Origin of the sequence: Kribbella lupini, from assembly GCF_039529595.1 — a bacterium.
GTDB classification, from domain to species: Bacteria; Actinomycetota; Actinomycetes; order Propionibacteriales; family Kribbellaceae; genus Kribbella; species Kribbella lupini.
The window spans coordinates 1,147,736-1,172,671 of record NZ_BAAANC010000002.1; the positions used below are offsets into that span (position 1 = coordinate 1,147,736).

At 70.0% G+C, this 24,936-nt stretch carries 29 protein-coding genes; 14 read left to right on the plus strand and 15 right to left on the minus strand.

All coding sequences use genetic code 11. The features are described 5' to 3' along the window. Positions 1-69: 69 nt before the first annotated feature. A complete protein-coding gene (locus ABD235_RS18650; RefSeq protein WP_344175616.1) occupies positions 70-1,020 on the plus strand; it encodes a nitrilase family protein in 951 nt (316 codons plus the stop codon). A 98-nt stretch (positions 1,021-1,118) separates the two neighbouring features. On the opposite strand, the gene ispF is transcribed toward ABD235_RS18650, so the two are convergent. Genes ispF through ABD235_RS18665 form a run of 3 tightly spaced genes read right to left on the minus strand, consistent with a single transcriptional unit; the run spans position 1,119 to position 2,827 of the window. After that, complete coding sequence (gene ispF, locus ABD235_RS18655) at positions 1,119-1,589, minus strand: 2-C-methyl-D-erythritol 2,4-cyclodiphosphate synthase (RefSeq protein ID WP_344175618.1); 471 nt, start codon at positions 1,587-1,589, stop codon at positions 1,119-1,121. Next, entirely contained in the window at positions 1,586-2,281 is a 696-nt protein-coding gene (gene ispD / locus ABD235_RS18660) for a 2-C-methyl-D-erythritol 4-phosphate cytidylyltransferase (RefSeq protein WP_344175620.1), read from the minus strand. The genes ispF and ispD overlap by 4 nt, the downstream gene beginning before the upstream one ends. A gap of 60 nt (positions 2,282-2,341) precedes the next feature. Then, the gene (locus ABD235_RS18665; RefSeq protein WP_077017427.1) at positions 2,342-2,827 is read right to left on the minus strand and encodes a CarD family transcriptional regulator; all 486 of its coding nucleotides are present in this window, start codon (positions 2,825-2,827) and stop codon (positions 2,342-2,344) included. A 251-nt stretch (positions 2,828-3,078) separates the two neighbouring features. Between ABD235_RS18665 and ABD235_RS18670 the strand changes: the two genes are divergently transcribed. The 4 genes from ABD235_RS18670 to ABD235_RS18685 all read left to right on the plus strand — a co-directional run bounded on the left by ABD235_RS18670 (position 3,079) and on the right by ABD235_RS18685 (position 6,309). Continuing rightward, positions 3,079-3,639 (plus strand): copper chaperone PCu(A)C domain-containing protein, encoded by a 561-nt coding sequence (locus ABD235_RS18670; protein WP_344175628.1) that lies wholly within the window; start codon positions 3,079-3,081, stop codon positions 3,637-3,639. A 101-nt stretch (positions 3,640-3,740) separates the two neighbouring features. Further along, positions 3,741-4,328 (plus strand): TetR/AcrR family transcriptional regulator, encoded by a 588-nt coding sequence (locus tag ABD235_RS18675; protein ID WP_344175631.1) that lies wholly within the window; start codon positions 3,741-3,743, stop codon positions 4,326-4,328. Further along, on the plus strand, positions 4,325-4,966 hold the full coding sequence (locus ABD235_RS18680) for a VC0807 family protein (RefSeq protein WP_344175633.1): 642 nt from the start codon (positions 4,325-4,327) through the stop codon (positions 4,964-4,966). Before ABD235_RS18675 ends, ABD235_RS18680 begins: the two co-directional genes overlap by 4 nt. Then, a complete protein-coding gene (locus tag ABD235_RS18685) occupies positions 4,963-6,309 on the plus strand; it encodes an FAD-dependent monooxygenase (protein ID WP_344175635.1) in 1,347 nt (448 codons plus the stop codon). Before ABD235_RS18680 ends, ABD235_RS18685 begins: the two co-directional genes overlap by 4 nt. Positions 6,310-6,331: 22 nt before the next feature. On the opposite strand, the gene ABD235_RS18690 is transcribed toward ABD235_RS18685, so the two are convergent. The 3 genes from ABD235_RS18690 to ABD235_RS18700 all read right to left on the minus strand — a co-directional run bounded on the left by ABD235_RS18690 (position 6,332) and on the right by ABD235_RS18700 (position 9,319). Continuing rightward, positions 6,332-7,351, minus strand: a complete 1,020-nt coding sequence (locus ABD235_RS18690; RefSeq protein ID WP_344175637.1) for an iron-siderophore ABC transporter substrate-binding protein — start codon at positions 7,349-7,351, stop codon at positions 6,332-6,334. Positions 7,352-7,424: 73 nt separating this feature from the next. Beyond that, positions 7,425-8,102 carry a response regulator gene (locus ABD235_RS18695; protein ID WP_344175639.1) on the minus strand — a complete coding sequence of 226 codons (678 nt, stop codon included), beginning with the start codon at positions 8,100-8,102 and terminating at the stop codon, positions 7,425-7,427. Further along, positions 8,099-9,319: a sensor histidine kinase gene (locus ABD235_RS18700; protein WP_344175641.1), complete on the minus strand. Its 1,221-nt coding sequence runs from the start codon at positions 9,317-9,319 to the stop codon at positions 8,099-8,101. The genes ABD235_RS18695 and ABD235_RS18700 overlap by 4 nt, the downstream gene beginning before the upstream one ends. Before the next feature lie 205 nt (positions 9,320-9,524). Between ABD235_RS18700 and phoU the strand changes: the two genes are divergently transcribed. The 5 genes from phoU (at position 9,525) to ABD235_RS18725 (ending at position 13,271) form a co-directional block, all read left to right on the plus strand. Then, positions 9,525-10,238: a phosphate signaling complex protein PhoU gene (gene phoU, locus ABD235_RS18705; RefSeq protein ID WP_344175643.1), complete on the plus strand. Its 714-nt coding sequence runs from the start codon at positions 9,525-9,527 to the stop codon at positions 10,236-10,238. A 214-nt stretch (positions 10,239-10,452) separates the two neighbouring features. After that, positions 10,453-10,623: a hypothetical protein gene (locus tag ABD235_RS18710; RefSeq protein WP_344175645.1), complete on the plus strand. Its 171-nt coding sequence runs from the start codon at positions 10,453-10,455 to the stop codon at positions 10,621-10,623. A 64-nt stretch (positions 10,624-10,687) separates the two neighbouring features. Next, positions 10,688-11,761, plus strand: coding sequence for a serine hydrolase domain-containing protein (locus ABD235_RS18715; RefSeq protein ID WP_344175647.1), 1,074 nt, complete (start codon positions 10,688-10,690; stop codon positions 11,759-11,761). Between the two features lie 50 nt (positions 11,762-11,811). After that, positions 11,812-12,429, plus strand: coding sequence for a TetR/AcrR family transcriptional regulator (locus ABD235_RS18720; RefSeq protein WP_344175649.1), 618 nt, complete (start codon positions 11,812-11,814; stop codon positions 12,427-12,429). 11 nt (positions 12,430-12,440) lie between these two features. Next, positions 12,441-13,271: an SDR family oxidoreductase gene (locus ABD235_RS18725; protein WP_344175651.1), complete on the plus strand. Its 831-nt coding sequence runs from the start codon at positions 12,441-12,443 to the stop codon at positions 13,269-13,271. Positions 13,272-13,314: 43 nt separating this feature from the next. Here ABD235_RS18725 and ABD235_RS18730 read toward each other — a convergent pair whose 3' ends face one another. The 3 genes from ABD235_RS18730 to mshA are packed head-to-tail and all read right to left on the minus strand — an operon-like array spanning position 13,315 to position 15,849. Beyond that, the gene (locus ABD235_RS18730; RefSeq protein ID WP_344175653.1) at positions 13,315-14,061 is read right to left on the minus strand and encodes a phosphoglyceromutase; all 747 of its coding nucleotides are present in this window, start codon (positions 14,059-14,061) and stop codon (positions 13,315-13,317) included. Positions 14,062-14,071: 10 nt separating this feature from the next. Then, complete coding sequence (locus ABD235_RS18735) at positions 14,072-14,560, minus strand: type III secretion system chaperone family protein (RefSeq protein WP_344175655.1); 489 nt, start codon at positions 14,558-14,560, stop codon at positions 14,072-14,074. Beyond that, positions 14,557-15,849: a D-inositol-3-phosphate glycosyltransferase gene (gene mshA, locus ABD235_RS18740; protein WP_344175657.1), complete on the minus strand. Its 1,293-nt coding sequence runs from the start codon at positions 15,847-15,849 to the stop codon at positions 14,557-14,559. Before mshA ends, ABD235_RS18735 begins: the two co-directional genes overlap by 4 nt. A gap of 76 nt (positions 15,850-15,925) precedes the next feature. Here mshA and ABD235_RS18745 point away from each other — a divergent pair, with 76 nt between their 5' ends. After that, positions 15,926-16,669 (plus strand): SDR family NAD(P)-dependent oxidoreductase, encoded by a 744-nt coding sequence (locus tag ABD235_RS18745; RefSeq protein WP_344175659.1) that lies wholly within the window; start codon positions 15,926-15,928, stop codon positions 16,667-16,669. Positions 16,670-16,799: 130 nt separating this feature from the next. On the opposite strand, the gene ABD235_RS18750 is transcribed toward ABD235_RS18745, so the two are convergent. Next, positions 16,800-17,438 carry a TetR/AcrR family transcriptional regulator gene (locus ABD235_RS18750; protein ID WP_344175662.1) on the minus strand — a complete coding sequence of 213 codons (639 nt, stop codon included), beginning with the start codon at positions 17,436-17,438 and terminating at the stop codon, positions 16,800-16,802. 365 nt (positions 17,439-17,803) lie between these two features. On the opposite strand from ABD235_RS18750, the gene typA reads away from it, so the two are divergent. Together typA and ABD235_RS18760 are read left to right on the plus strand one after the other, a co-directional pair. Beyond that, positions 17,804-19,666: a translational GTPase TypA gene (gene typA / locus ABD235_RS18755; RefSeq protein WP_344175665.1), complete on the plus strand. Its 1,863-nt coding sequence runs from the start codon at positions 17,804-17,806 to the stop codon at positions 19,664-19,666. Positions 19,667-19,802: 136 nt separating this feature from the next. Continuing rightward, positions 19,803-20,384, plus strand: coding sequence for a L,D-transpeptidase (locus tag ABD235_RS18760; RefSeq protein ID WP_344175667.1), 582 nt, complete (start codon positions 19,803-19,805; stop codon positions 20,382-20,384). 31 nt (positions 20,385-20,415) lie between these two features. Here ABD235_RS18760 and ABD235_RS18765 read toward each other — a convergent pair whose 3' ends face one another. Beyond that, positions 20,416-20,919: a macro domain-containing protein gene (locus tag ABD235_RS18765; RefSeq protein WP_344175669.1), complete on the minus strand. Its 504-nt coding sequence runs from the start codon at positions 20,917-20,919 to the stop codon at positions 20,416-20,418. Positions 20,920-21,241: 322 nt separating this feature from the next. On the opposite strand from ABD235_RS18765, the gene ABD235_RS18770 reads away from it, so the two are divergent. Further along, entirely contained in the window at positions 21,242-22,087 is an 846-nt protein-coding gene (locus ABD235_RS18770) for a L,D-transpeptidase family protein (RefSeq protein WP_344175671.1), read from the plus strand. A 49-nt stretch (positions 22,088-22,136) separates the two neighbouring features. On the opposite strand, the gene ABD235_RS18775 is transcribed toward ABD235_RS18770, so the two are convergent. From ABD235_RS18775 to ABD235_RS18790, 4 genes are all read right to left on the minus strand, one after another. Continuing rightward, the gene (locus ABD235_RS18775; RefSeq protein WP_344175673.1) at positions 22,137-22,493 is read right to left on the minus strand and encodes a DUF2516 family protein; all 357 of its coding nucleotides are present in this window, start codon (positions 22,491-22,493) and stop codon (positions 22,137-22,139) included. Between the two features lie 112 nt (positions 22,494-22,605). Continuing rightward, positions 22,606-23,139 carry a hypothetical protein gene (locus ABD235_RS18780; RefSeq protein WP_344175675.1) on the minus strand — a complete coding sequence of 178 codons (534 nt, stop codon included), beginning with the start codon at positions 23,137-23,139 and terminating at the stop codon, positions 22,606-22,608. A 25-nt stretch (positions 23,140-23,164) separates the two neighbouring features. After that, the gene (locus ABD235_RS18785) at positions 23,165-23,674 is read right to left on the minus strand and encodes a helix-turn-helix domain-containing protein (protein WP_344175677.1); all 510 of its coding nucleotides are present in this window, start codon (positions 23,672-23,674) and stop codon (positions 23,165-23,167) included. 212 nt (positions 23,675-23,886) lie between these two features. Further along, a complete protein-coding gene (locus ABD235_RS18790; protein WP_344175679.1) occupies positions 23,887-24,888 on the minus strand; it encodes an asparaginase in 1,002 nt (333 codons plus the stop codon). Positions 24,889-24,936: the final 48 nt, after the last annotated feature.

The following is a 24,936-nucleotide window of genomic DNA, read 5'->3' on the forward strand; positions in this document are numbered from 1 at the left end:
CTGTGGATATCATTGGACGGCATGCTCGGATCGGCGGAATCCTGGGGCCGAGACCCCGAGGAGACGCCGATGCTGCGCTGTGCCGTTGTCCAGTTCGAAGCCGTTCCGGACGATCCGGACGCCAACTTGTCCACAGTCCGTCGCCTGGCCGAGCAGGCTGTGCGGGACGGGGCACGACTCGTTGTCTTCCCGGAGATGTGCCTGCTCGGTTACTGGCACCTGCGCCGGCAGTCACCCGAGCGGCTGCACGCGTTGGCCGAGCCGCGGACCGGGCCGTCCGTGACGACCGTCAGCGCGCTGGCCCGTGAGCTCGGCGCCGGCATCGGGGTCGGCTTCCTCGAAGTGGACGGCGACCGCCTCTTCAACGCGTACGCCGTCTGTCTGCCCGACGGCACCGTGCACGTCCATCGCAAGCTGCACGCGTTCGAGCACGAGGCGATCTCCAGCGGCGACACGTTCACGGTCTTCGACACACCCTGGCAGGTGCGGGTCGGGATCCTGATCTGCTGGGACAACAACCTGGTGGAGAACGTCCGCGCCACCGCGTTGCTCGGTGCAACGGTCCTGATCGCGCCGCACCAGACCGGCGGCACCGACTCAATCAGCCCGCACGGCATGAAGCCGATCCCGCTCGAGGTCTGGGAGAACCGGGCGACCGATCCAGCGGCGGTGGAGGCGGCCTTCAACGGCGCTTCTGGTCGCGGGTGGCTGATGCGCTGGCTGCCGGCGCGGGCCCACGACAACGGTCTGTTCGTGTTGTTCAGCAACGGCGTCGGCCGCGACGACGACGAGGTCCGGACCGGCAACGCGATGGTGATCGACCCCTACGGGCGCATCGTTGCCGAGACCCCGGTACCCGACGAGGCCGTGGTGGTCGCCGACCTCGATCTCGACCTGGTCCCGCTCTCGACGGGCCGGCGGTGGCTGCGTGGCCGCCGCCCCGAGCTCTACGGCCTGCTGACCGAACGCCAGGGCAACGAACTGTCACCCCGCGAGGTCCGCTTCACCACCCCGAGCTGATCCCTTCCCTGACTTTGAGCACCGGGCAGCCACTGGAAACGCCGAAACACGGCCGGCCGGTGCACAAGGTGAGGATCGGGCGTGGCGGGAGCGAGCGCTCAGTAGATCAGCGCGGTGGCGATCGCGGCGATGCCTTCGCCGCGGCCGGTGAGGCCCAGGCCGTCGGTGGTGGTGGCGCTGACCGAGACCTCGGCGTCGCAGGCCGTGCTCATCGCCTTCTCGGCCTCTTCGCGGCGGGCGGCGAAGCGCGGGCGGTTGCAGATCACCTGGACGGCGACGTTGCCGATCTCGTAGCCGGCGGCACGGACCCTGCGGGCGGCTTCGGCCATCAGCGTCGCGCCGGAGGCGCCGGCCCACTCGGGCTGCGCCGTACCGAAGTTCGATCCGAGGTCACCGATCCGGGCCGCGGACAACAACGCGTCGCAGACCGCGTGCGCGGCCACGTCGCCGTCGGAGTGTCCGTCCGGTCCCGAGGTCTCCTCGGGCCAGTGCAGGCCGGCCAGCCACATCTCCCGGCCTTCGACGACCGGGTGCACGTCGATCCCGGTGCCGACGCGTGGTGGTCTCACTGTCGTTGCCTCTCCGCCAGAATCCACTCGGCCAGCAACAGATCGCGCGGCCTGGTCACCTTGAACGCGTCCTCGGAGCCTTCGACGGTTTGCACGGTGACACCGAGGCGTTCGCACAGCATCGCGTCGTCCGTTGCCCCGTCGACATTCCCGGCATGGGCCTTGCGCAACAACTCCGGGTCGAACCCCTGCGGAGTCTGTACGGCGACCAGCGCCGACCGGTCCGGTGTCTCGAGCACCTCGCCCTGAGCACCGACCCGCTTGATCGTGTCGGTCACCGGGATCACCGGCACCACCGCCGGAGCACCGGCCCGTACGGCGGCAACGACCCGTTCGATCACCGCGACCGGGACGAACGACCGGGCCGCGTCGTGCACCAGCACGCAGTCGATCCCGTCGACGGGGACCAGCTCGAGCGCTGCCCGGACCGAGTCGGTGCGTTCGGCCCCGCCCGCGACGATCCGCAGGTCGGCGGCGCCGACGTACGGGTCGAGAAGCTTGCCCACGGCATCTTCCATGCCCGGGGGCACGGCGATCACGAAGCACGAGAGGCCGGCGGCGGTCGCTGCGGACAGTCCACGCACCGCGTGGACCAGCAGCGATTCGCCACCGACCTCTCGTAACGCCTTCGGCGCCTCACCACCGAGCCGCAACCCGAGACCGGCCGCCGGAATGATTGCCGCGGTGCTCATCGAGAGCCCACGCAGGACGGTACGGTCACGGGATCCGGATCGGTTCTGACCTGGAGTGGGTCAGGAAGCGAGGACCTCGTCGAGGATGGCTTCCGCCTTGTCCTCGTTGGTGTGCTCGGCCAGCGCCAGCTCGGAGACGAGGATCTGGCGCGCCTTCGCCAGCATCCGCTTCTCACCCGCGGACAGACCGCGGTCACGCTCACGGCGCCACAGGTCGCGGACGACCTCTGCCACCTTCATCACGTCACCGGAGTGCAGCTTCTCCAGGTTCGCCTTGTAACGTCGCGACCAGTTGGTCGGCTCCTCCGTGTGCGGCGCCCGCAGCACGTCGAAGACGCGCTCCAGACCAGCCTGATCCACGACGTCACGCACGCCGACGAGATCGAGGTTGCACGCGGGGACCCGGACGACCAGGTCGTTCTGTGCGACGATCCTCAAGACCAGATAGGCCTTGTCCTCACCTTTGATCTTGCGGGTCTCGATGTCCTCGATGACGGCCGCACCATGATTGGGGTAAACAACCGTCTCGCCGACTGTGAAAGTCATATGTCACGTGCCCCTTTCCAAGACCAATACTACCACGCAGTCGCTGGTCCGGCCGGGGCGTTTGCGCTGGTCAGAGGCCTTTTCCTGCCTTGACAAACGCTGTCCGGCATGCCTCGCGCGCGTAATTCAGTTGCCTGGGACACCCCCCGAAGGTGGAGCCGCCGTCGAGCCGCGGCCGCCCGGTCGCTACGCTTTGCTGCGCCGGAGGCCGCAGCCTGACGGCGTCCACAGCTTGCAGGAGAGGGATTCCAGTGCCCATCACGTTGCCCCCGTCGGCCGTTCGCCGCGCAGCCGCGGCCGGCGCCACCGTCACGCTCAGCCTCGCACTGGCGGCCTGCGGCGCGAACTTCAACGCGCAGACCATGAAGCCGTACCAGCCCGCCGAGGGCACCAACGCCACCTCGGGCTCGATCGCCGTCCGTAACCTGCTGGTGCTCGCCGACGAGGACGGCAGCGGCGAGCTGCACGCCGCCGTCGTGAACACGGGCAAGACCGACGACACCCTGGTCGGCATCGCCTCCGACCCGGCCGCCACCCCGCAGACCGGGGACGGCGCCGAGCCGGCCGCACCGCCGGCCACCGTCACGGTCGGCAACGTCCGCCCGATGACGCTGGCGCCGGGCGCGTCACTGACGCTGCCGCCGACCAGCGGCAAGCCGTTCACCGTCACCGGCGGGAAGCCCGGCACGATGATCACGCTGACGATCACCTTCGCCAAGGCAGCCCCGATCACCGCGCACGTCCCGGTGCTCACCACCGACCACTTCAGCCCCACCCCGCGCGACGACGCGCCCGCGGAGGGCCACGGCTGACCTCGCACCACCCGTCCGAACGGGCCGCTTCCACGACGTGGAGGCGGCCCGTTCGCCGTTCCGGCGTTGACAACTTTTACACGTCTGGATAACTTTTATCCATGCGGATAAATGAGCGGGTGTCCAGCCGCGCCGGCAGTACGGCGGCCCGGCGCGACCAGATCGTCGAGGCCACCATCGCCGTCCTGGCCGAGCGCGGGTACGCCGCGACGTCGTACGACGCGATCTGCGCGCAGGCCGGGCTGAGCAGCAAGCGGCTGATCTCGTACCACTTCTCGACCAAGGACGAGCTGCTCGCCGAGGTCCTGCACCGCGTGACCACCGACGCCGCGGAGTTCATGCGGCCCGCTCTGGACGCCGCCGACGGGCCCGCCGAGCAGTTGGCGGCGTACATCCGGACGAACGTCGAGTTCATCGCGGCCCGCCCCGAGCACGTCCGTGCCGTCCAGCAGATCGCCTTCGGTGGCGGCCCGGTGCCGTCCGACGAGGGCGACGCCGCCGTCGCGCGACTGGTCGGCCTGTTCGACAACGGGCAGCGCAGCGGCGCCTTCCGTCCCTTCGACAGCACCCTGATGGCGGTCGTCCTGCGCGCCGCGATCGACGCCGTGGCCGGCCGCCTGATCACCGGCGCCGACCCGGTGCACTGCGCCGACGAACTGGTCGCCACGTTCGCCGAGGCCACCGCATGAGCACGCCGACCGAGACCGCCCCGAAGGCCCGCTGGGGAGCTGTCCTGGCGCCGGTACTGATCGATCTCGTCCTTCCCCTGCTCGTCTTCTACGGCCTGCGCCAAGCGGGCGTCGGAGTGATCGGTGCGACACTCGGCGGTTCGGTGATCCCCGTACTACGGACGCTCCACGCCCTGGTCCGCGGTCGACGCGTCGACTGGATGGCCGTCTTCATGCTGACCGCGCTGGCCGCCGGGACGATCGCGTCGCTGATCGCCCACAGCCCGCGCATGCTGCTCGCCAAGGACGGCGTGATCACCGCGCTGTGCGGCCTGTGGATGCTCGGCACCCTGCTGGTCGGCAAGCCGCTCCTGCTGTCGATCGGGCGCGGCGTCGCCGAGGCCAAGCGAGGCCCCGGCGGCGGCGCGGTCTGGGCCGCCCGCTGGGACGCCGAACCCGGTTTCCGCCACGGCCTGCGGTTGATCACCGCCGTGTGGGGCGTCGGCCTCACGCTGGACGCCGTCGTCCGGATCGTGCTGGCCTACACGCTTCCGCTGGACGCCGTACCGGGCATCACCACGATCCAGTGGTTCGTGCTGTTCGGCGTGCTCTACACCTTCATGCTGCTGTACTCGCGCAAGCACAAGTTGCTCGCATGACCGCGGTCCTCGTCGTCGGCGCGGGCCCGACCGGACTCCTGCTCGCCACCGAGCTCGCCCTCGCCGGCGTGGACGTGACGATCGTCGACCGGGCCCTCAGCCGGAGCGGCCAGTCCAAAGCGCTCACCCTGCAACCACGTTCGGCCGAGATCCTGCACTCGCGTGGGCTCCTTGAGCCGCTGCTCGACCAAGCGACGGCCCGCGTACCCGGCGGCCACTTCGCCGGTCTGGCGCTCGACTACACCAGCTGGGACACGCGATTCCCTGACCAGCTGGGGATTCCGCAGGCCCGGATCGAGGAGCACCTCGAAGCTCACCTCGCCACGGCCGGCATCACCGTACGTCGTGGGCTCGAACTCACCGGTCTCACCCGCGCGTCCGACCACGTCGTCGCGTCCTTCGCCGACGGTACGACGATTCGCGCCGACTGGCTGGCCGGCTGCGACGGCGCCCGGAGCGCGGTGCGGACGCTGTCCGGGATCGCCTTCCCCGGCCGGGACGGCCGGTTCACCGCTGTCGTCGCCGATATCGTTGCCCAGGACAACCGTCCGGACGCGGGCGGTTGGCAGTTGCCGTCACTCACCCCGCAGGACGGCGCCGTGCTTTCCCTTCTCCCGTTGGAGAACGGAGTGTCCCGGCTGCTCTTCACCGGCCCGGAGCAGCAGAACCTGCCGAAGGACGAGCCGGTCGGTTTCGACGAGGTCTCGCGCGCTCTGACCAGCTGGTACGGCGCTGACGTCGTACTGAAGGAGGTGCTGTGGGGGTCGCGGTTCACCGATGCGGCGCGTCAGGCCGAGCAGTACCGCGAAGGCCGCGTGTTCCTGGCCGGCGACGCGGCGCACATCCACTCCCCGACCGGCGGCCAGGGGATGAACCTGGGCCTGCAGGACGCGTTCAACCTCGGCTGGAAACTGGCGGCCGTCGTCAAGGGCGAAGCGGGCGACGACCTGCTCGACAGCTACCACGCCGAACGTCACCCGGTCGGTGCCGCCGTCCTCGCGAACACCCGCGCGCAAGGGGTTCTGCTCGTTCCCGACGACGACGTCACCTGTCTCCGCGAAACCTTCGCCGACCTGCTCGCGGTCCCCGGAGCGAACCACCTGCTGGCCGGCGAGATCTCCGGCCTCGGAATCGCGTACGCGCCCGGCGACCACCCGCTCGTCGGCCGCCGGATGCCCGACCTGGACCTGCCCGACGGCTCGACCGTCGCCACTCGCCTCAGAGCGGGACGGCCGGTGCTGCTGGACCTGGACGACTTTCCATCAGCCGCCCGGGTCCTGGTCCGCCCCGACGGATACGTGCGCTGGGCAACCAACAACCCGAACCAGCCGGCCCCCGCCTGATGGGTCGGCCCGTGGGCGGGCCTCAGTTCGCGGCGGCGGCCGCCTTCGCGAGACCGGGGACGATCTTGTCCAGGACCCACGGGACCGACAGGACGCTGACCGCGCTCATCCCGGAGATCACCTGCTGGTCCTCCAGCACGTACGCGCTGCCCTTCTTCACCGACGGCAACGCGGCGTACACGGGATCGGCGGCGAACTTCGCCGCGGTCAGCCCGTCGACGTACGCGACCAGTACGTCGGCGTCGATGTCGGCGACCTTCTCCTTGCTGATCGACAACGCGAACTCCTTCTTCGCGTTCGTCTGCTCCAGCTTCTCGACCCCCGGCGCGTTCACGAAGCCCATCTCGTTGAGGATCTGCACCCGCGGGTCGCCCGGCATGTAGACGTAGTTGTCGGCGCCGAACGACCCGACGCTGATCGTCTTGCCCTTGAACTCCGGGTGCTCCGAGGCGATCTTCGCGATCCGGTCCTTGATCCCGGCGATCAACTGGTCGGTCTCCGCGGACTTGCCCAGCGCCTTGCCGATCAGCGTGGTCTGGTCCTGCCAGGTGGTCTGCCAGGGCGCCCCCGGGTAGGCGACGGTCGGCGCGATCCCGGACAGCGTCTTGTACACCGTCGCGTCGAACCCCTCGTACGGCGCCAGGATCACGTCCGGCTTCAGTGCGGCGATCTTCTCGTACGGGTAGCTGTCCGTTGCGTCGAGCAACGTCGTCTTCGCCGGGTCGAACCGGTCGGCGTCCCAGGCGGTGACGCCGTCCTTGGTCGGGCCGTAGGTCACCTTCGGCATCCCGACCGGCGTCTCGCCGAGCGCGTAGACGACGTCCTGCGCGTTCCAGCCGAGCGTGACGATCCGCTCCGGCTTCTTCGCGATGGTGGTCTCGCCGAAGGTGTTCTTCAGCGTCACGGGGAAGCCCGCTCCGGCGGCGCCGGACGACGCCGCGGCCGGCTCGTCGGCATCACTCCCGCACGCGGTCAGCGCGGTAGCCGACAGCAACAATGCGGCGACGACAGCGGTACTGCGGGTACGACGGGCCCAGGACATGGCGGTTCTCCTCAGTCGGACATCAACTAAGGACAGCCTAAGCTAACCCACCGGCGGGGCGGCCGGTGGGGTCTCAGGCCTCGAACTTGTAGCCCAGTCCGCGCACCGTCACCAGGTGCGCCGGGTTCGACGGGTCCTTCTCCAGCTTGGAGCGCAGCCGCTTCACGTGCACGTCCAGGGTCTTGGTGTCCCCGACGTAGTCGGCGCCCCAGATCCGGTCGATCAGCTGCCCCCGGGTGAGCACCCGGCCGGTGTTGCGCAGCAGCATCTCCAGCAGCTCGAACTCCTTCAGCGGCAGCCGGATCTCGGTCCCGGCCACCGTCACGACGTGCCGCTCGACGTCCATCCGGACCGGACCGGCCTCCAGCGTGTCGGGCAGCAGCTCGACGTCGGCGCCGCGCCGCAGCACGGCCTTGATCCGGGCCAGCAGCTCCCGCGGGCTGTACGGCTTGGTGACGTAGTCGTCGGCGCCCAGTTCGAGCCCGACCACCTTGTCCACCTCGGTGTCCTTGGCGCTGACGATGATCACCGGCACGTTGCCCCGGGTCCGCAACGCGCGGCAGACCTCGGTACCGGACAGGCCCGGCAGCATCAGGTCGAGCAGGACGATGTCCGCACCGGCCCGGTCGTACTCGTCCAGCGCGTCCGGGCCCGTCTCCGCGACGGCGACCTCGAACCCCTCCTTGCGCAGTACGTACGACAGCGCGTCGCTGTAGCTCTCCTCGTCTTCGACGACCAGCACTCGGGTCACGAAGCTGTCTCCTTTGCGATCTGACCTGACGGGGTAGGCGTCAGGGTGGTGGCCGGCTCCTCCTGGGTGGTGGAACCGGTCGGTTGCCCGGTGGCGGGATCGAGCCGCAGCGGGAGCCGGACGGTGAAGGTGGAACCCTGTCCCTCGACGCTCCAGACCCGCACGTCGCCGCCGTGGATCGAGGCGATGTGCTTGACGATCGACAGGCCCAGCCCGGTGCCGCCGGTCTCCCGGCTGCGGGCCCGGTCGACCCGGTAGAAGCGTTCGAAGATGCGTTCCAGGTCGCTGCTCGGAATCCCCACGCCCTGGTCGGAGACGGTGACCTCGACCAGGTCGCCGATCGGGTGCGCGGCGACCGCGACCCGGGTCCCGTCGGGGCTGTAGTTGACCGCGTTCTCGACCAGGTTGCCGATCGCGATCGCCAGCTGGTCCTCGCTGCCCATCACCTCGAGGCCGGGGTCGGTCTTCACGACGATGTTGATGTCGCGGTCCTCGGCGTCGACCCGGCAGCGGTCCACCGCGGCGTCGATCACGCCGTTGATGTCGACCGGGCCGGGGTTCTCCAGCGGGTCGTCGCCCTGCAGCCGGGACAGCTCGATGATCTCCTTGACCAGCCGGCTCAGCCGGGACGCCTCGATCCGCATCCGGCCGGAGAACCGCTGGACCGCCTCGGGGTCGTCGGAGGCCTCCGAGACGGCGTCGGCGAGCAGGATCAGCGCGCCGATCGGGGTCTTCAGCTCGTGGCTGACGTTGACGGTGAAGTCGCGCCGGATCGCCTCCAGCCGGCGCTCCCGGGTCCGATCCTCGACCAGGACCAGCACCAGCTGGCTGCCCAGCGGCGCTACCCGGGCGCTCACGTACTGGGTCGCGCCGAGCCGGCCGCGGACGATCTCCAGGTCCTGCTGACGGATCTCGCCGTCCCGCCGTACGGCGCGAACCATCGTCAGCAGGTCGTCGACGACCAGCCGCTCGCCGCGGACGATGCCGAGCACGTGCGCTGGAGCGCTGGCCTGCAGCACCTGGTCCTCGGGGCCCATCACGACCGCGGACGAGCGCAGTACGGACAGGACGGTGGCGACGCCGCTGGGGACCGCGGGGTCCGGGGAGACCGGAACCTTGGTCTGGGCCCGCTCGCTCAGCACCATCGCACCGAGCGAAAGCAGAGCCAGGGCCGCGCCGATGACGCCGCCCAGCACCGCAGCCAGCGTGGGGTCCACGTCCTCGATGCTACGCGGGGAAAGCACAGGGAAAGACCGAATGAGCACCGGATGACCGGAACGCGTCCTAACTGTTCATCACGCGTTCACCACTCGTCGCCGTCCGGCAACCTCGACGCCGTACGGTCCCCCGTGGGCGGGTACTGGACCGTGCCCGCGCCCCCTTCCGGCCCGGATCGGCCGGACAGCACAGATCGGATGCAGAATGCGCGACACCTACCACGAGCAGCTCGACGACATCCTCGCCGAGCTCGAGCGGATGACCAGGACGGTGTCCACCGCTGTCCGGCGGTCGACCACCGCCCTGCTGAGCGCCGACATCCGGCAGGCCGAAGAAGTGATCGCCGCCGACATCCAGCTGGACGCGGCCGGCGAGGGGGTCGAGGAGAAGGTCTTCGAGCTGATGGCCCGGCAGGCCCCGGTCGCCAACGAGCTGCGGATGCTGGTCGCCGCGCTGCGGATGGTCGCCGACCTGGAGCGGATGGGCGACCTCGCCGCCCACGTCTCCAAGATCGCCCGGCTGCGCTACCCCGCCGCCGCGATCCCGGCCGACCTGCACAGCGTCATCGAGGAGATGGCCGGCGTGGCCGGCAAGATGGTCGACAGCGCCGGGGACGTGATCAAGTCCCACGACGTCGACGCGGCCGCCCGCCTCGAGGCCGTCGACGACGAGATGGACAAGCTGCGCACCAACCAGTTCCGCCTGATGATGGACGACTCCTGGCCGCACGGCGTCGAGGTCGCCGTCGACATCGCCCTGCTCGGCCGGTACTACGAGCGCATCGCCGACCACGCCGTCTCGATGGCCCGCCGCGTCGTCTACCTCGTCACCGGCGAACTCCCGGTAGCCGTCGGCGGCACCGCCGCCGGCTCAGGCGCCGGCGCCTCCGCCCCGTCCCCGAACGGCAACAACAACTGATCTCCAGCACCAAAGACAGCTAGGCCACCTTGGGTGGCCGCAGGCGCCCACCTACAGGCCGCCCGCGGCCACCCATAGTTTTTCCCCCACATGCTCTCGTCGCAGGCTGTTCGTCCCTCGGGACTGTCCGGATTCGTCCGGGATCCGGCCGGACGGGGCGGGTGGGCCGCAGAGTAGACGCGGGCCGTCGCCCTGCGGCCGCGAGGGAGGGTTGATGTTCTTCTACCAGGATTTCCCGTCCGGAACCTCGGACGCACCCCGTGAGGTGGAGCGCCGGCTGCTCGACCAGGCGCTTGACCTGCAGGCCGAGCGGCTGCGGCTCGAGGCTCGCCTCGAGCAGCTGCGGCAGGAGAACCCGTGGCTCGCGGAGGCCCTCGCCGGCTGAGTGTCAGGGCCCGTGTCAGTACGGCGGCGGCCCGGTGTCAGCGCCGCTGGCCAGAGTTGCGGTCATGAACACGACAGCGATCACCACTGACCTGCAGAACGCCCTCCAGACCTTCGTCGACACCGGGTTCGCCGGCATCCAGCTCCGCGTCAACGACCAGCACGGCGAGTGGGTCGGCAGCGCCGGCGTACGGAAGCTCGGCGAGACCACGCCGCCGTCCACCGACGGTTCGTTCTGGGTCGGCAGCGTCACCAAGACCTTCACCGCGACCCTGATTCTGCAACTGGTGGCCGAGGGCAACCTCACGCTGGACGACTCGGTGGCCGCCCACCTGCCCGACCTCGGGCTGGACGAGCGGATCACCGTCCGGATGCTGCTGAACCACACCAGCGGGCTGTTCAACTACACCGGCGAGTACTACCCCGACGGCACCGTCGTACCGGGCATCCCGGCGACCGGCAAGGACTGGGTCGACAACCGCTTCCTCAGCTACCAGCCGATCGAGCTGGTCCGCCTGGCCCTGGCCAAGCCATCCCGCTTCGAGCCCGGCGCGGACTGGAGCTACTCCAACACCAACTACACACTGGCCCTCCTCCTGATCGAGAAGCTCACCAGCACCTCGTACGCCGAAACGCTCGACCGCATGATCGCCCAGCCGCTCGGCCTGACCGGCACCGTCGTACCGGCTGACCTGACCGACCTCCCCGGCGAGCACGCCCACGGCTACTACCGCTACCAGGACGGCGATGCCTGGAAGGTCGAGGACGTCACCCGCCAGAACCTGTCCCTGCTGGCCGGCGCCGGCGACCTGCTCTCGACCACCCGGGACCTGCACGTCTTCTTCTCGGCCCTTAACAGCGGCCGGCTCTTCACGGCGGACCTGCTCACCGAGATGCGCGCCGACGTCGGCCCGATCAACTACGGCCTGGGCGTCTTCGTCCAGGACCTGGGCCCGGGCGGCACGGTCCTCCACCACAACGGCAGCGCCCCGGGCGGCTTCGGAGCCCTGATGTACAGCTCGCCCGACGGCACCCGCACGATGACCGCCTGCATCACCATGGGCGACGCCGAGATCAACCCCGCGGAGGTCTTCCCCGCCGCCCTGGCCGCCCTGCTGAACGAGGTCTTCACCGCCTGATCCGCTCGCTGCCGTTGTGGCAAAACTACCTGCGTGGTAATTTTGCCTACATGGTAGAAACGATGCCGCGGCGGCAGCGGAAGAAGGAGCGGACCCGGGAGCTGATCCGGGACACCGCGCTGGAGCTGTTCGCCGCGCAGGGCTTCCGGGACACCACGATCAGCGCGATCGCCGAGCGCGCGGACGTCGCGGTCCGGACCGTCACGCTGCACTTCCCGGCCAAGGAGGACCTGCTCTTCGCCGACGACCCGTTCAGTTTCGAGTCGCTCAGCGAGTGGCTGGCCGCCAAGCCGGCCGGTACGCCGACGCTCGACGCGCTGCGCGACTGGATGGCGACAACGATGCGCGACCTCGACGCCACCGGTGCCTCGGCGGCGGTCTGGCGCCGGCGCGCGCTGAGGTCCCAGCTGATCGTGGCCGACGACGACCTGCGCGGCCGGGCGCGGGCGGCGTACTACCGCTACGAGCAGGTGATCGCCGCCGGCGTCGCCGCGGATCTCGGCCTGCCCGCTGACGCGCTCGCGCCGCGGTTGGCCGGGATCACGGTGATCACCGGCCTGCGCGAGCTGTACGAAACGGCCGAAGCGCAGTCCGACCCCGAGCAGTTGCTCGCGCTGGTCGACCGGGTGCTCGACTACGCCCGGGCCGGCCTCGCCCGCCTGACCTGAAGGAGATCCTCATGAGCAAGACCTGGTTCATCACCGGTACGTCGTCCGGCTTCGGCCGGCAGATGACCGAGAAGCTGCTGGCCCGCGGCGACACCGTCGTCGCGACACTCCGTCGTACCGGCGCCCTCGACGACCTGCGCACGCAGTACGCCGACCGCCTGGACGTCGTCGAGCTGGACGTCACCGACTCCGCCGCCGTACGCCGTACCGTCGACGCCGCCTTCGCCACGCACGAGCGGATCGACGTCGTGGTCAGCAACGCCGGCTACGGGCTCTTCGGCGCCGCCGAGGAACTCACCGACGAGCAGATCCGCCGGCAGATCGACACCAACCTGATCGGTTCGATGCAGCTGATCCGCGCAGCCCTGCCGCACCTGCGGGCCCAAGGCGGCGGCCGCATCGTCCAGGTCGCGTCCGAGGGTGGGCAGTACGCGTACCCCGGCTTCGCGGCGTACCACGCGACCAAGTGGGGCATCGAAGGCTTCGTCGAAGCCGTCGCCCAGGAGGTCGCCGAGTTCGGCATCGAGCTCACCATCGCCGAACCAGGCCCCGCCGCCACCGACTTCGGCGCCGGCCTGGCCCTGGCCACCCCGCTCGACGTCTACGAGGCCACCACGGCCGGCCAGGTCCGCCGAGGCCTGACCGACGGCTCCTTCGAACTCCGCGGCGACCCCGAGAAGTTCACCCAAGCCATGATCGACACCGCCGACCAGTCCCCGGCCCCGCGCCGCCTCACGCTGGGCAGCGACGCCTACCACCACATCCACGACGCCCTCCAGTCCCGCCTCGACGAACTGGAGAACCAGAAGGACCTGGCCTACGCGGGCGACCTCACCAACTGACCGCAGGCGGCGCGATACTCCGCCTGCGGTCACCCGATGTGAGTTACCGGCCCTGGTTCTTCACGGCTTCGATGGCGGCGGCCGCGGCGGCCGGGTCGAGGTACTCGCCGCCCTTGGTGATGGGGTTGAAGTCCTCGTCGAGCTCGTAGTACAGCGGGACGCCGGTGGGGATGTTCAGCCCGACGATGGTCTGCTCGTCGAGCTGGTCGAGGTGCTTGACCAGGGCGCGGAGCGAGTTGCCGTGGGCGGTGACCAGGACGGTCTTGCCGGCGCGCAGGTCGGGGACGATCGCGTCGTACCAGTACGGGAGCATCCGCTCGACGACGTCCTTGAGGCACTCGGTTGCCGGGAGCAACTCGCTCGGCAGCGCGGCGTAGCGGGGGTCGCCGGCCTGGTCGAACTCCGAGCCGCGCTCGATCGGCGGCGGCGGGGTGTCGTAGGAGCGGCGGAACAGCATGAACTGCTCCTCGCCGAGCTCCTCCAGGGTCTGCTTCTTGTCCTTGCCCTGCAGGCCGCCGTAGTGGCGCTCGTTCAGGCGCCAGGAGCGGCGGACGTCGATCCACTGCCGCCCGGCCTCCTCGAGGGCGATGTTCGCGGTGCGGATGGCGCGGCGCAGCACCGAGGTGTGCAGCACGTCCGGGAGCAGGTCGCGCTCGAGCAGCAGCTGGCCGCCGCGGTGCGCCTCCTCGACGCCCTGGGCGTTCAGGTCGACGTCGACCCACCCGGTGAACAGGTTCTTGGCGTTCCAGTCGCTGTGGCCGTGGCGGAGCAGGATCAGGCGATAGGTCATACCCCGCATGCTATCGAGGCTCGAGCCAGCCCTTGAACGCGTCCAGGTTCCGGGTGGACTCGCCGCGCGCGATCCGCCACTCGTACTCGCGCCGGATCGAGGTCGCGAAACCGAGTTCCAGGATCGTGTTGAACGACGAGTCGGCGTACTCCAGCACGGCGCCCAGCAGGCGGTCCACCTCGACCGGCGTGATCGCGTGCAGCGGGACCCGGCCGTCCAGGTGGATGTCGCCGTGGTGGTCGATCGCGAACGCGACGCCGTACATCTTGAGGTTGCGCTCCAGCAGCCACCGGTACACGGCCTCGTGGTTCTCGTCCGGCCGGCGGGCGACAAAAGCGTGGACGTGCACCGCCTGGGCCCCGACCGTCAGCGAGACGCCGGTCTTCAGCTTCCGCTCCCCCGGCAGGTCCGCCGCGAACGACCCCGGCGTGGTCTCGGTGAAGTCGAGCTCGTTCTCGGTCAGCACCTGCCGGATCACGTCCGCCGCCGACACCCTCATCCAGCCACCTCCGTGGCCAGTTCAGCGGCCATCGTCTGCGCGGCCGTCCGGTACGCGGCCAGCGTCTTCTCCGCGGTCTGTTCCCAGCCGAACGCCCGGGCATGCTCGACCGCGGCCTCGCTCATGCTCTCGCGGACGGCCGGATCCGTCGCGATCCGCGCCAGCGCGTCGGCGAAGTGGTCGACCCCGTGCCCGGGGACCAGCAGCCCGGTCACGCCGTCACGGACGGCGGTCGTCAGCCCACCGACCGCGGCCGCGACCACCGGCGTACCGCAGGCCTGGGCCTCCAGCGCGACCAGCCCGAACGACTCCGAGTACGACGGAACGCAGACCACCGACGCCGCCCGGTACCAGTCGGCCAGCCCCGGCCGCGCCATCGGCTTCACGAACCGCGTCACGTCGTCGACCCCGAGCCGGCGCGCCAGGTCCGCGTGCGCCTCGGGATGTTCCATCCCGTTGCCCGACGGTCCGCCGATGATCGCGACCACCAGCCGCTCGCGCAGTCCCGGATCGCGTTCGAGCATTCGCGCCGCGGCCCGGATCAGCAGGTCGGGCGCCTTCAGCGGCTGGATCCGCCCGACGAACGCGAGCACGACCGCGTCCTCCCGCAGTCCGACGGTACGCCGGGCCGCCGCCTGGTCGCCCGGGCTGAACATCTCCAGGTCGACGCCGGGACTGACCACCTCGACCTTGGCCGGCTGCGCGCCGTACAGGCCGATCAGTTCCTTGGCCTCGTCCTCGGTGTTGGCGAGCAGCCGGTCGGCGGCCTCGACCACCTGCTCCTCGCCGAGCAGCCGGGCGGGCGGTTCCGGGACGTCGTCCTCGGCCAGGCTGGAGTTCTTGACCTTGGCCATCGTGTGCATCGTGTGGACGAGCGGGACGGCCCAGCGGTCGCGGGCCAGCAGGCCGACCTGGCCGGACAGCCAGTAGTGCGAGTGGATGACGTCGTAGTACCCCGGTTCGCGGACCGCCTCGGCGCGGAGGACAGCACGGGCGAACGTGCACAGCTGGGCGGGGAGCTCGTTCTTCGCCAGGCCTTCGTACGGGCCGGCGGCGACGTTGCGGACGGTGACGCCCGGGGCGAGCTCGACCTTCGCGGGCAGGGCCGACGAGGTCGCGCGGGTGAAGATGTCGACGGCGATCCCGAGCCCGGCCAGCCGTTTGGACAGCTCCACCACGTAGACGTTCATCCCACCCGCGTCCCCGGTGCCCGGCTGGTCCAGCGGCGAGGTGTGCAGGCTGATCATCGCGACCCGCCGAAGTGGACGGTCGGCGGAGGGTTCGGTCACGCCGCCAGCGTAACTCCGGGCGCTTCGGCGTGAGACGGCGTACCGGTCTGCCGTCAGGGTTTGAAAGACTGCGGCTATGACGAGTCGTCCTGTTGCCGTGGTTACCGGAGCCAGTAGTGGGATCGGGGCCGCGACCGCGCGGCACCTCGCGGAGGCGGGGTTCGAGGTGGTCTGCGCGGCCCGCCGGCTGGACCGCATCGAAGCGCTGGCCAAGGAGATCGGCGGGCGCGCGGTCCAGTGCGACGTGACGTCGGCCGAGGACGTCGCGGCGCTGACCGCGGCGGCCGGTGAGCGCGTCGACCTGCTGGTGAACAACGCCGGCGGCGCGTTCGGCTTCGAGCCGGTCGCCGACGCCGACCTGGACGCCTGGCGGCGGATGTACGAGGTGAACGTGATCGGCGTCGCCGCGGTGACGAAGTCGTTGCTCCCGGCACTGATCGCGAGCGAGGGCACGATCGTGGTGATGGGGTCGACCGCCGGGCAGGTCGCGTACGAGGGCGGCGGTGGTTACACGGCCGCCAAGCACGCGGTGAAGGCCGTCGTCGACACGCTCCGGCTGGAGCTGTACGACCAGCCGGTCCGGGTCTGCGAGATCGCGCCCGGGATGGTGAAGAGCGAGGGCTTCGCGCTGACCCGGTTCGAGGGCGACGAGGCGAAGGCCGACGCCGTGTACGCCGGGGTCGCGGAACCGCTCACCTCCGACGACATCGCCGAGATCGTCACCTGGGTCGCGTCCCGCCCGCCGCACGTCAACATCGACCGCCTCACGGTCCGCCCGCGCGCCCAGGCCGCCCAGCACAAGGTGCACCGGGTCACCTGACCGCACCCCCTCGCCCCGGCGACGACTCTCGCCCTAACCCCCGTCCTGTCCACTTTGAGCACCGCCCAGCCACCGGACGGGCGTTCTCGTGACTGGACCGTGCTCAAAGTGAGGTGGTCGACAGCGGAGATCAGGGTTTGGCGCGGAGGCGGTCCACCGGCGGCGACGGGACCGGCAGGGGTTCCTTAGGTTCCGGGAGGCCGTAGCCGGCGTACAGGCGCCGGCGGATCGGCTCCAGCGGGAACGTCTCGGGGTAGATCGCGAGCTTGACCGTGACGCCCTCGAGCGTTGCCCTGAGCAACATCTCCTCGACCGCCGGGTCCGCCGCCCCACGCGCCGCGAAGACCTCGCGGATGGCGTCCTCGACCAGCGCCATCCGCCCGGACTTCTCGGTCTCGACCTCGGCGAACACGCCGTGCGTGCTGGGTTGCATCATCAGTGAGATCGCCAGCCGCTGCACCGGCAGCGTCATCGCGGCGGCCATCAGCGCGCCGTCGATCATTCCGGCCAGCCGTTCGTCCGGCGTCCCGGGAATTTCCAGGATGCCGGCGATCCCGTCCAGCCAGCGGTCCAGCAGCTGCGCGGCCAGGTCGCGCTTGGAGGCGAAGTAGTAGCCGACCAGTCCGCGGGAGACTCCGGCCCGGGCCGTCACGTCGCTGATCGACGCGGCCTCGTAGCCCTTCTGGGCGAACACTTCGAGCGCAGCGCTCAGGATCCGCTCACGCGAGCGTTCCCGCATCTGCAGGTTGGTGGCGACCGACCGCGGCACGCTTCTTCTTCCTGGTCAGGCCCCGGAGGCCGAGCAACCCCCCACCTCGTGCTCGGCACTCCCGGGCTGTGACCCCCCGTTACCCCTCCACAAGGCCCCTCCCCAGGCGCCCATGTACAGACTGGACGTCCAGTCAACGAATGTCAAAGGCTCAACCGCATCGTGGGCACGCAGCGTGACCGGTCGCGGCGGCCGGTTTCTCCGGCACGTGGGGTCCCCGGTAGGATGTGATGGCTGCGCAGTGCGTCGATCAGTAAGTCGAGTGGCACCACGAGCGACACCACACCCGTCGTAGCCACCGCCTGACTCTCAGTAACCACTGCCTGTCTCTGCTTTGCTAGTCCAACTGCTTGGAGCGCTTCCGCATGCCCCTCCGTAATGACCTGCGCAACGTGGCCATCGTGGCCCACGTCGACCACGGGAAGACCACCCTCGTCGACGCGATGCTGTGGCAGTCCGGTGCCTTCGGAGCCCACCAGCACGTCGACGAGCGAGCGATGGACTCGGGCGACCTGGAGCGTGAGAAGGGCATCACGATCCTGGCCAAGAACACCGCCGTACGGCACAAGATGGCCAACGGCGAGCAGATGACGCTGAACATCATCGACACCCCCGGCCACGCCGACTTCGGTGGTGAGGTCGAGCGCGGCCTGTCGATGGTCGACGCGATCGTGCTGCTGGTGGACGCCTCCGAGGGCCCGCTGCCGCAGACCCGCTTCGTCCTGCGCAAGGCGCTGGCCCGCAACATGCCGGTGATCCTCGTGGTGAACAAGGTGGACCGGCCGGACGCCCGGATCTCCGAGGTCGTCGACGAGACCTACGAGCTGTTCCTGGACCTCCTCGACCACGACGCCGACCAGAGCGCGCTCGACTTCCCGGTCGTCTACGCCTCGGCCCGCGCCGGTCGCGCCTCGCTGAACCAGCCCGCCGACGGCGGCCTGCCGGACTCCGAGGACCTCGAGCCGCTGTTCGAGACGATCCTGGCCAACGTGCCGGCGCCGTCGTACACCGAAGGCGCGCCGCTGCAGGCGCACGTGACCAACCTGGACGCCTCGCCGTTCCTCGGCCGGCTCGCGCTGGTCCGGGTGCACGAGGGCACGCTGAAGAAGGGCGCCCAGGTCGCCTGGTGCCGCCACGACGGCTCGATCCAGCGAGTCAAGATCACCGAGCTGCTGGTCACCGAGGCGCTCGAGCGCGTTCCCGGCGACTCGGCCGGCCCGGGCGACATCGTCGCGATCGCGGGGATCCCGGAAATCATGATCGGCGACACCCTGACCGACCCGGAGAACCCGAAGCCGCTGCCGCTGATCACGGTCGACGAGCCGGCCATCTCGATGACCATCGGCACCAACACCTCGCCGCTGGCCGGCCGGATCAAGGGCACCAAGGTCACCGCTCGCCTGGTCAAGGACCGGCTGGACCGTGAGCTGGTCGGCAACGTGTCGCTGAAGGTGCTGCCGACCGAGCGTCCGGACGCCTGGGAGGTGCAGGGCCGTGGTGAGCTGGCGCTGGCCATCCTGGTCGAGCAGATGCGCCGCGAGGGCTACGAGCTGACCGTCGGCAAGCCGCAGGTGGTCACCCGCGAGATCGACGGCAAGCGGCACGAGCCGGTCGAGCGCCTCACGATCGACTGCCCCGAGGAGTACCTCGGCACGGTCACCCAGCTGCTCGCGGTCCGCAAGGGCCGGATGGAGCAGATGACCAACCACGGCACCGGCTGGGTCCGGATGGAGTTCCTGGTGCCGGCGCGTGGCCTGATCGGCTTCCGTACCGAGTTCCTCACCGACACCCGCGGTACGGGCATCGCGCACCACGTGTTCGAGGGGTACGAGCCGTGGTTCGGCGAGCTGCGCACCCGTCCGTCGGGCTCGCTGGTCTCCGACCGGACCGGCGTCACCACGTCGTACGCGATGGTGAACCTGCAGGAGCGCGGCACGATGTTCTGCGAGCCGGGCACCGACGTGTACGAGGGCATGGTGATCGGCGAGAACTCGCGCGCCGACGACATGGACGTGAACATCACCCGTGAGAAGAAGATGACCAACGTCCGGTCGAACGCGGACGAGTTCGAGAAGCTGGTCCCGGCCCGCAAGCTCTCGCTGGAGCAGTCCCTGGAGTTCTGCCGCGAGGACGAGTGCGTCGAGGTCACCCCGGACGCGATCCGGATCCGCAAGGTCGCGCTGACCCAGGTCGAGCGCGCGAAGCTGGGCCGCAAGAACAAGGCCTGATCAGCAGCGGTTCACCGGCTGGTCGCGATCCACGGGGGAAAATTACCGGATCGTGACCAACCGGAGCGGCCGCTTCGTCGTCTACTAGTTCGGCACCATCATCCGGTGCACTCAGTTGGGGGAAGGACAAGGATTCATGGGGATTCTGCGTAAGCTCGGCGCCACCACGACGGCCGTCGCGATGCTGGGGGTCGGCGTGTTCGCCGCCACCGGTACGGCGGGGGCGGCCGCGCCGGCCAAGCCCGCGACCGCGGCGAAGGCGGTCGTAGTGCAGGCGGCGGCGCCGGCTGCGAAGAAGCCGGCCAAGCCGGCCGCGAAGAACGTGCTCGTCCCCGGCAAGCTGCGCCTCGACAAGCGCTGCATGACCGGCCGCATCATCTGCGTCAACAAGAAGACCCGCAAGGTCGCGTTCCTGTACAACGGGAAGCTGCTGGCCACCGGTGACGCCCGCTTCGGCGCACCGCGCACGCCGACCCGCAACGGCTTCTTCAAGCTGCAGCGCAAGTCCAAGAACCACGTCTCGTCGATCTACAAGTCGCCGATGCCGTACGCGATGTTCTTCAGCGGCGGCCAGGCGATCCACTACTCGTCGGACTTCAAGGCCCGTGGCTACAACGGCGCCTCGCACGGCTGCATCAACATGCGCGACAAGAACAAGATCGCCTGGATCTTCAACCGGGTGAAGGTCGGCGACCGCATCCTGGTCTACAGCGCCTGATCATCTGCACTCCTGGAACGGCGGTCGAGGATCACTCCTCGGCCGCCGTTGCTGTGTGGAAGGCCTTGTAGAGCCGGGGTTCGACCAGGCAGAACGTCGCGGTCTCCACGCCCGACTCCGTACGGCGCAACGTCCCGACGGCGATCTCCGCCGCCGACCGCGCCGGCCAGCCGTAGATCCCCGCCGAGATCGCCGGCAGACTCAACCGCCGTACGCCGAGCTCGTCCGCGATCCGCAGCACGTTGCGGTAGCAGGACTCGAGCAGCGCCGGATCCGTCTGCCCCGCCCGGTGATTCGGCCCGACCGCGTGGATCACGTACGACGCGGGCAGCTTCCCCGCCGTCGTCCACCCGGCCTCGCCAGTCGGCAGGCCGCGCGGATAACGCTCGATCAGCTCGTCCAGGAGCGTCGGGCCACCGGCCCGGTGGATCGCGCCGTCGACTCCGCCACCACCGCGCAGGGCGTGGTGAGCGGCGTTCACGATCGCGTCGGCGGGGACCGTGGTGATGTCGGCGGTGCTGAGGAGGATCTCCATTCCCCCAGTGTGCGTCTTCCAGTTCCCGCCGTAGCGAGCAGGTGCCCGGCGCGGTAGCTCGGCGTGCTGGAGTGAAGTCCTCGATGTTTTTCCATCGTGGGCTTTGCTCCAGTGCGCCGAGGTGCCGTGCCGGGTGCCGCGCAGTAGGCGGGAACTGGAAGACGCACACTGGGTGTGCGACAGGTCACGAGTCGCTCACGAGAGGTGCACCGACGGCGGTAGGCGATTTACGCTGACTCGTCAGTTGTGGGTGGGGGCCAACCATTGGGCCGGTGAGGGCGTCCCAGTTGGTACAGGGGACAAGCTGAACGAGGGGTATGCGATGCGCGCGCGGAACTGGGTACGGAAGGCGTCGGCGGTCCGGCACGTGCTGGCCGGGATGGTCGTCGCCGCGGCCGCGACCGGCCTGGTCGTTTACGGACTGAACGGTTCCGGAAGCGAAGCGTCGGCGGCCCCGGCCGCGCCGGTGGCGTCGACCGATCTGAAGACCGTGCCGTTCGAGGTCAGCGGCGAGCTGCCGATCTACCCGAAGGCCCTGTGGAGCAACGGCGCGAGCAGCGCCGACGTCCGCAAGGTCGAAGCCCGGCTGATCCAGCTCAAGCTGCTCGACAAGCGCTGGCTGGACAACTCCTTCGGCACGATGACCCGGACCGCGGTGAAGAAGTTCCAGGCCTCCAAGGGGATTCCCGAGCTCGGGTACGTCGACCAGAACACCTGGGACCAGCTGAAGGCCGCGACGCACGAGCCGACCCAGAAGGAGCTCTTCCCGCCCGCTCCCGTGGTCGACGGCAAGAAGCTGGACCAGCGCTGCGCGACCGGTACGGCGCTGTGCATCGATAAGTCCAGCCGCAAGCTGCGCTACGTCGTCGACGGTGTGGTGAAGCTGCAGTTCGACGTCCGGTTCGGCGCGCAGAAGACGGCGACCCGCGAGGGCGCGTTCTCGGTCGGCTGGAAGAGCCGCAACCACGTCTCCAAGCTGTACGACTCCCCGATGCCGTACGCGATGTTCTTCAGCGGCGGCCAGGCCGTGCACTACTCGTCGGACTTCGCCGCCCGTGGCTACGCCGGCGCCTCGCACGGCTGCGTGAACGTCCGTGACCTGGCCAAGATCAAGTGGCTGTTCGACCAGGTCAAGGTCGGCGACAAGGTGATCGTCTACCGGTCGTGACGTCAGTACGCCGTACCGGCTGGTGAGCCTGTACGGCGTACGCAGGGGATCAGAGCGGGCGCGGACCGCGCCGGCGACGGATGCCCCAGCCTCCGCCGCGGCCCCGGCCGCTGGCGGCGCGCAGGGCGGGCCGGGCGTCGACCAGGTAGACACCGGCGGCGACGATGCCGATCAGGCCGAAGAAGCTGAGCCAGCCGCCCTGGAAGATCTGCGACAGCGAGAACGTCGACAAGATGAGCACCCAGCCGGGCTTGGTCAGCTTGTCCGCGGCGACGAACACCTGGCGCGGTCGGAAGGCGGCGTCCAGCAGTGCGACCAGCTTCAGGCCGAGGACCACCCACCAGATGACGTCGAACGGATTGCCGAACCCCGGGAACAGGGTCGGGAACGTGGCGAGTGGGAGCATGCGTACGAGCCTAACAAGCAGACGGGTGGCCCACCTCTGCTCAGCGGCAGATTAGGACCACCCGTCGGCGTGTTGCGGCGTACGGCGTCAGGCCGCCACGCGAGGACTACGGTCAGTCGCCGACCTTCGTGGCGGCGTCGCCGGCGGCCTTGGCGGCAGTCTTCGCGGTCTTGCGGGCGCTGGTCGCGGTCGCCTTGACGTTGCGGGTCGCGGAGTCGGCGGTCTTGCGCGCGGTGGTCCGGGTCGCCTTGGCCTTGCTGACCGTGGTCTTGGCCTGGGCGGCCAGGTCCTCGGTGGCCTTCTGGCTGCGGATCCGGCCGACGATCTCCTCGCCGCGGGTGGCCAGGTCGTCGTAGGTCTCCTCGGCCTGGCCGATCACGACGGTCAGACCGGCCTGCGCGACGGCCGGCAGCTCACGCAGCTTGGCCGGGACGGTGCGGGCGTCGGCGGCCAGCGCCTCGAGGCGCTTGGACAGCTCGGCCTGGCGCTTGGTCAGCTCGGTGCGCAGCGTCGACTGCAGGGCGTCCTGGTCGAGCTTCGCGAACCGGGCGGAGACGTCCTCGCTGACCGCGCGGAACTTCTCCACGGCCAGGTCGCCGGCACCGGCGATGACGTACAGGGGCGTGACGGGGGTACGGGTAGCCATCAGGCTTCTCCTCGGAGCAGTGTTTTCAGTGGGTGGAGCGCTGTGGTGCAGGGGTCTTGGGGGCCGCGGGCTTCTTCGCCGGCGCGGTCTTCTTGACGGTCCGAGCCGTCTTCTGGGCCGGCGGCTTCGTCGCCGCCGCGGCCGGTACGTCGTCCTCGGGTGCGTTCTCCCGGACGAAGGATCCGTAGACGTCGAGCAGCACGCGCTTCTGCCGTTCGTTCAGCAGCGGGTCGAGCAGGATCGCGTCGACCACGCCCGTCGCGCGCCCGGCGCCGTCGGCGCCGTCGTCTGGATCGAGGATGCCGGCCCGGATGTAGAGCGTCTCCGCGGAGATCCGCAGGGCCTTGGCCAGCTGCTGCAACACGTCGGCCGACGGCTTGCGCAGCCCGCGCTCGATCTGGCTCAGGTACGGGTTGGAGACGCCGGCCAGGTCGGACAGCTGCCGCAACGACAACTGCGCGTGACGCCGCTGCTCGGCGAGGTACTCCCCCACCGAACCCACCGCGTCCGCCGCACGATCACTCAACCTGGCCATGCGTCCAGTGTGCTAGCAAGGTGCTTGCAATTGCAAGCAGAACGCGGGTGAGCCCGCTCACGCCATGTGACAGGCCCTGAAAAGCACCGTCCCGCCCGCGCCTTCGGCGCGGGCGGGACGGAAGGGAAGGAAGGCGGGGTCGCCCAGGCCGAGGCTTCGGCGGGGCCGGGCTCGGCGGGGCCGGGCTCGGCAGGGGGCCGGCCGGGGCGGGCTCAGGCGAAGGTGGGCGCGTGCGGCCGTACCGAGCCGACCTGTACGCCGCCGCCGAGCAGCGGGGCGTGCAGCTGCTTGTCGAGGACCTCGTGGTTCAGGCCGAGCATCTTCAGGGTCGCGGCCATCACTACCGCGCGGGCTCGGGGGCTGCCGTCTTCGATCTTCACGGCGATGCCGCGGCCGTCGGCCAGGCCCACGGCGTACACGCTCTCGGCGCCGACCTTGCAGAACAGGCCGGGGATCGCGCGGATCAGCTCGGCCTCGTCGCGCCGGGTGCCACTGGCGTACTCCGGGAACGCCCGGAACGCGTCCGCGACCCGGCCCTCGAGCGTCGTCGGCTCGGCAGCGGCGAAGAGCCCGAAGGAGCGCGCCAGGCCGGCCAGGCTGATCGCCAGGATCGGCGCCCCGCACCCGTCGACCGCGACGTACGAGACCTTCTCGCCGGCCGAGTCCTCGACGGCGGTCCGGATCACCTGCTGCAGCGGGTGTTTCGGCGACCGGTAGTCATCGGCACCCCAGACCCCGTCCGGCGAAGCCTCCCGCGCGACATCGTGGATCGGCCAGCCGTTCGCCACGCAGGTCGCGATCATCGCGGCGTGCTTGCCCGAGCAGTTCATCGTGATCGGCTCCGGGCCGTGCCCCGCCCGGACCCACTCGTCGCGGACGTAGTCCTCGACCGGGTACTGCGCCGGCGTCCGCAGCGCACTCTCGTCCAGCCCGACGCCCGCCAGGATCTCCCGTACGCCGTCCAGATGGATCTGCTCGCCCGAGTGCGACGCCCCGGCGAGCACGAGCAGCCGGCCGTCCAGGTCGAGCCCGTGGCGCAGCATGCCGAGCGCCTGCATCGGCTTGTTCGACGAGCGCGGGAACATCGGCTGGTCGACGACGCCGACGGACCACTCGACACCACCGTCGGGGTTCGTCACCACGACGGAGCCGCGGTGGTGCCCTTCGACGAAGTCGCTGCGGACGACGTCGGCCACGATCACAGGTTCGGTCACGCCTGAACTGTACGGCCGGAAAGTCAGGAGCAAAAACCCCAGTTGGGG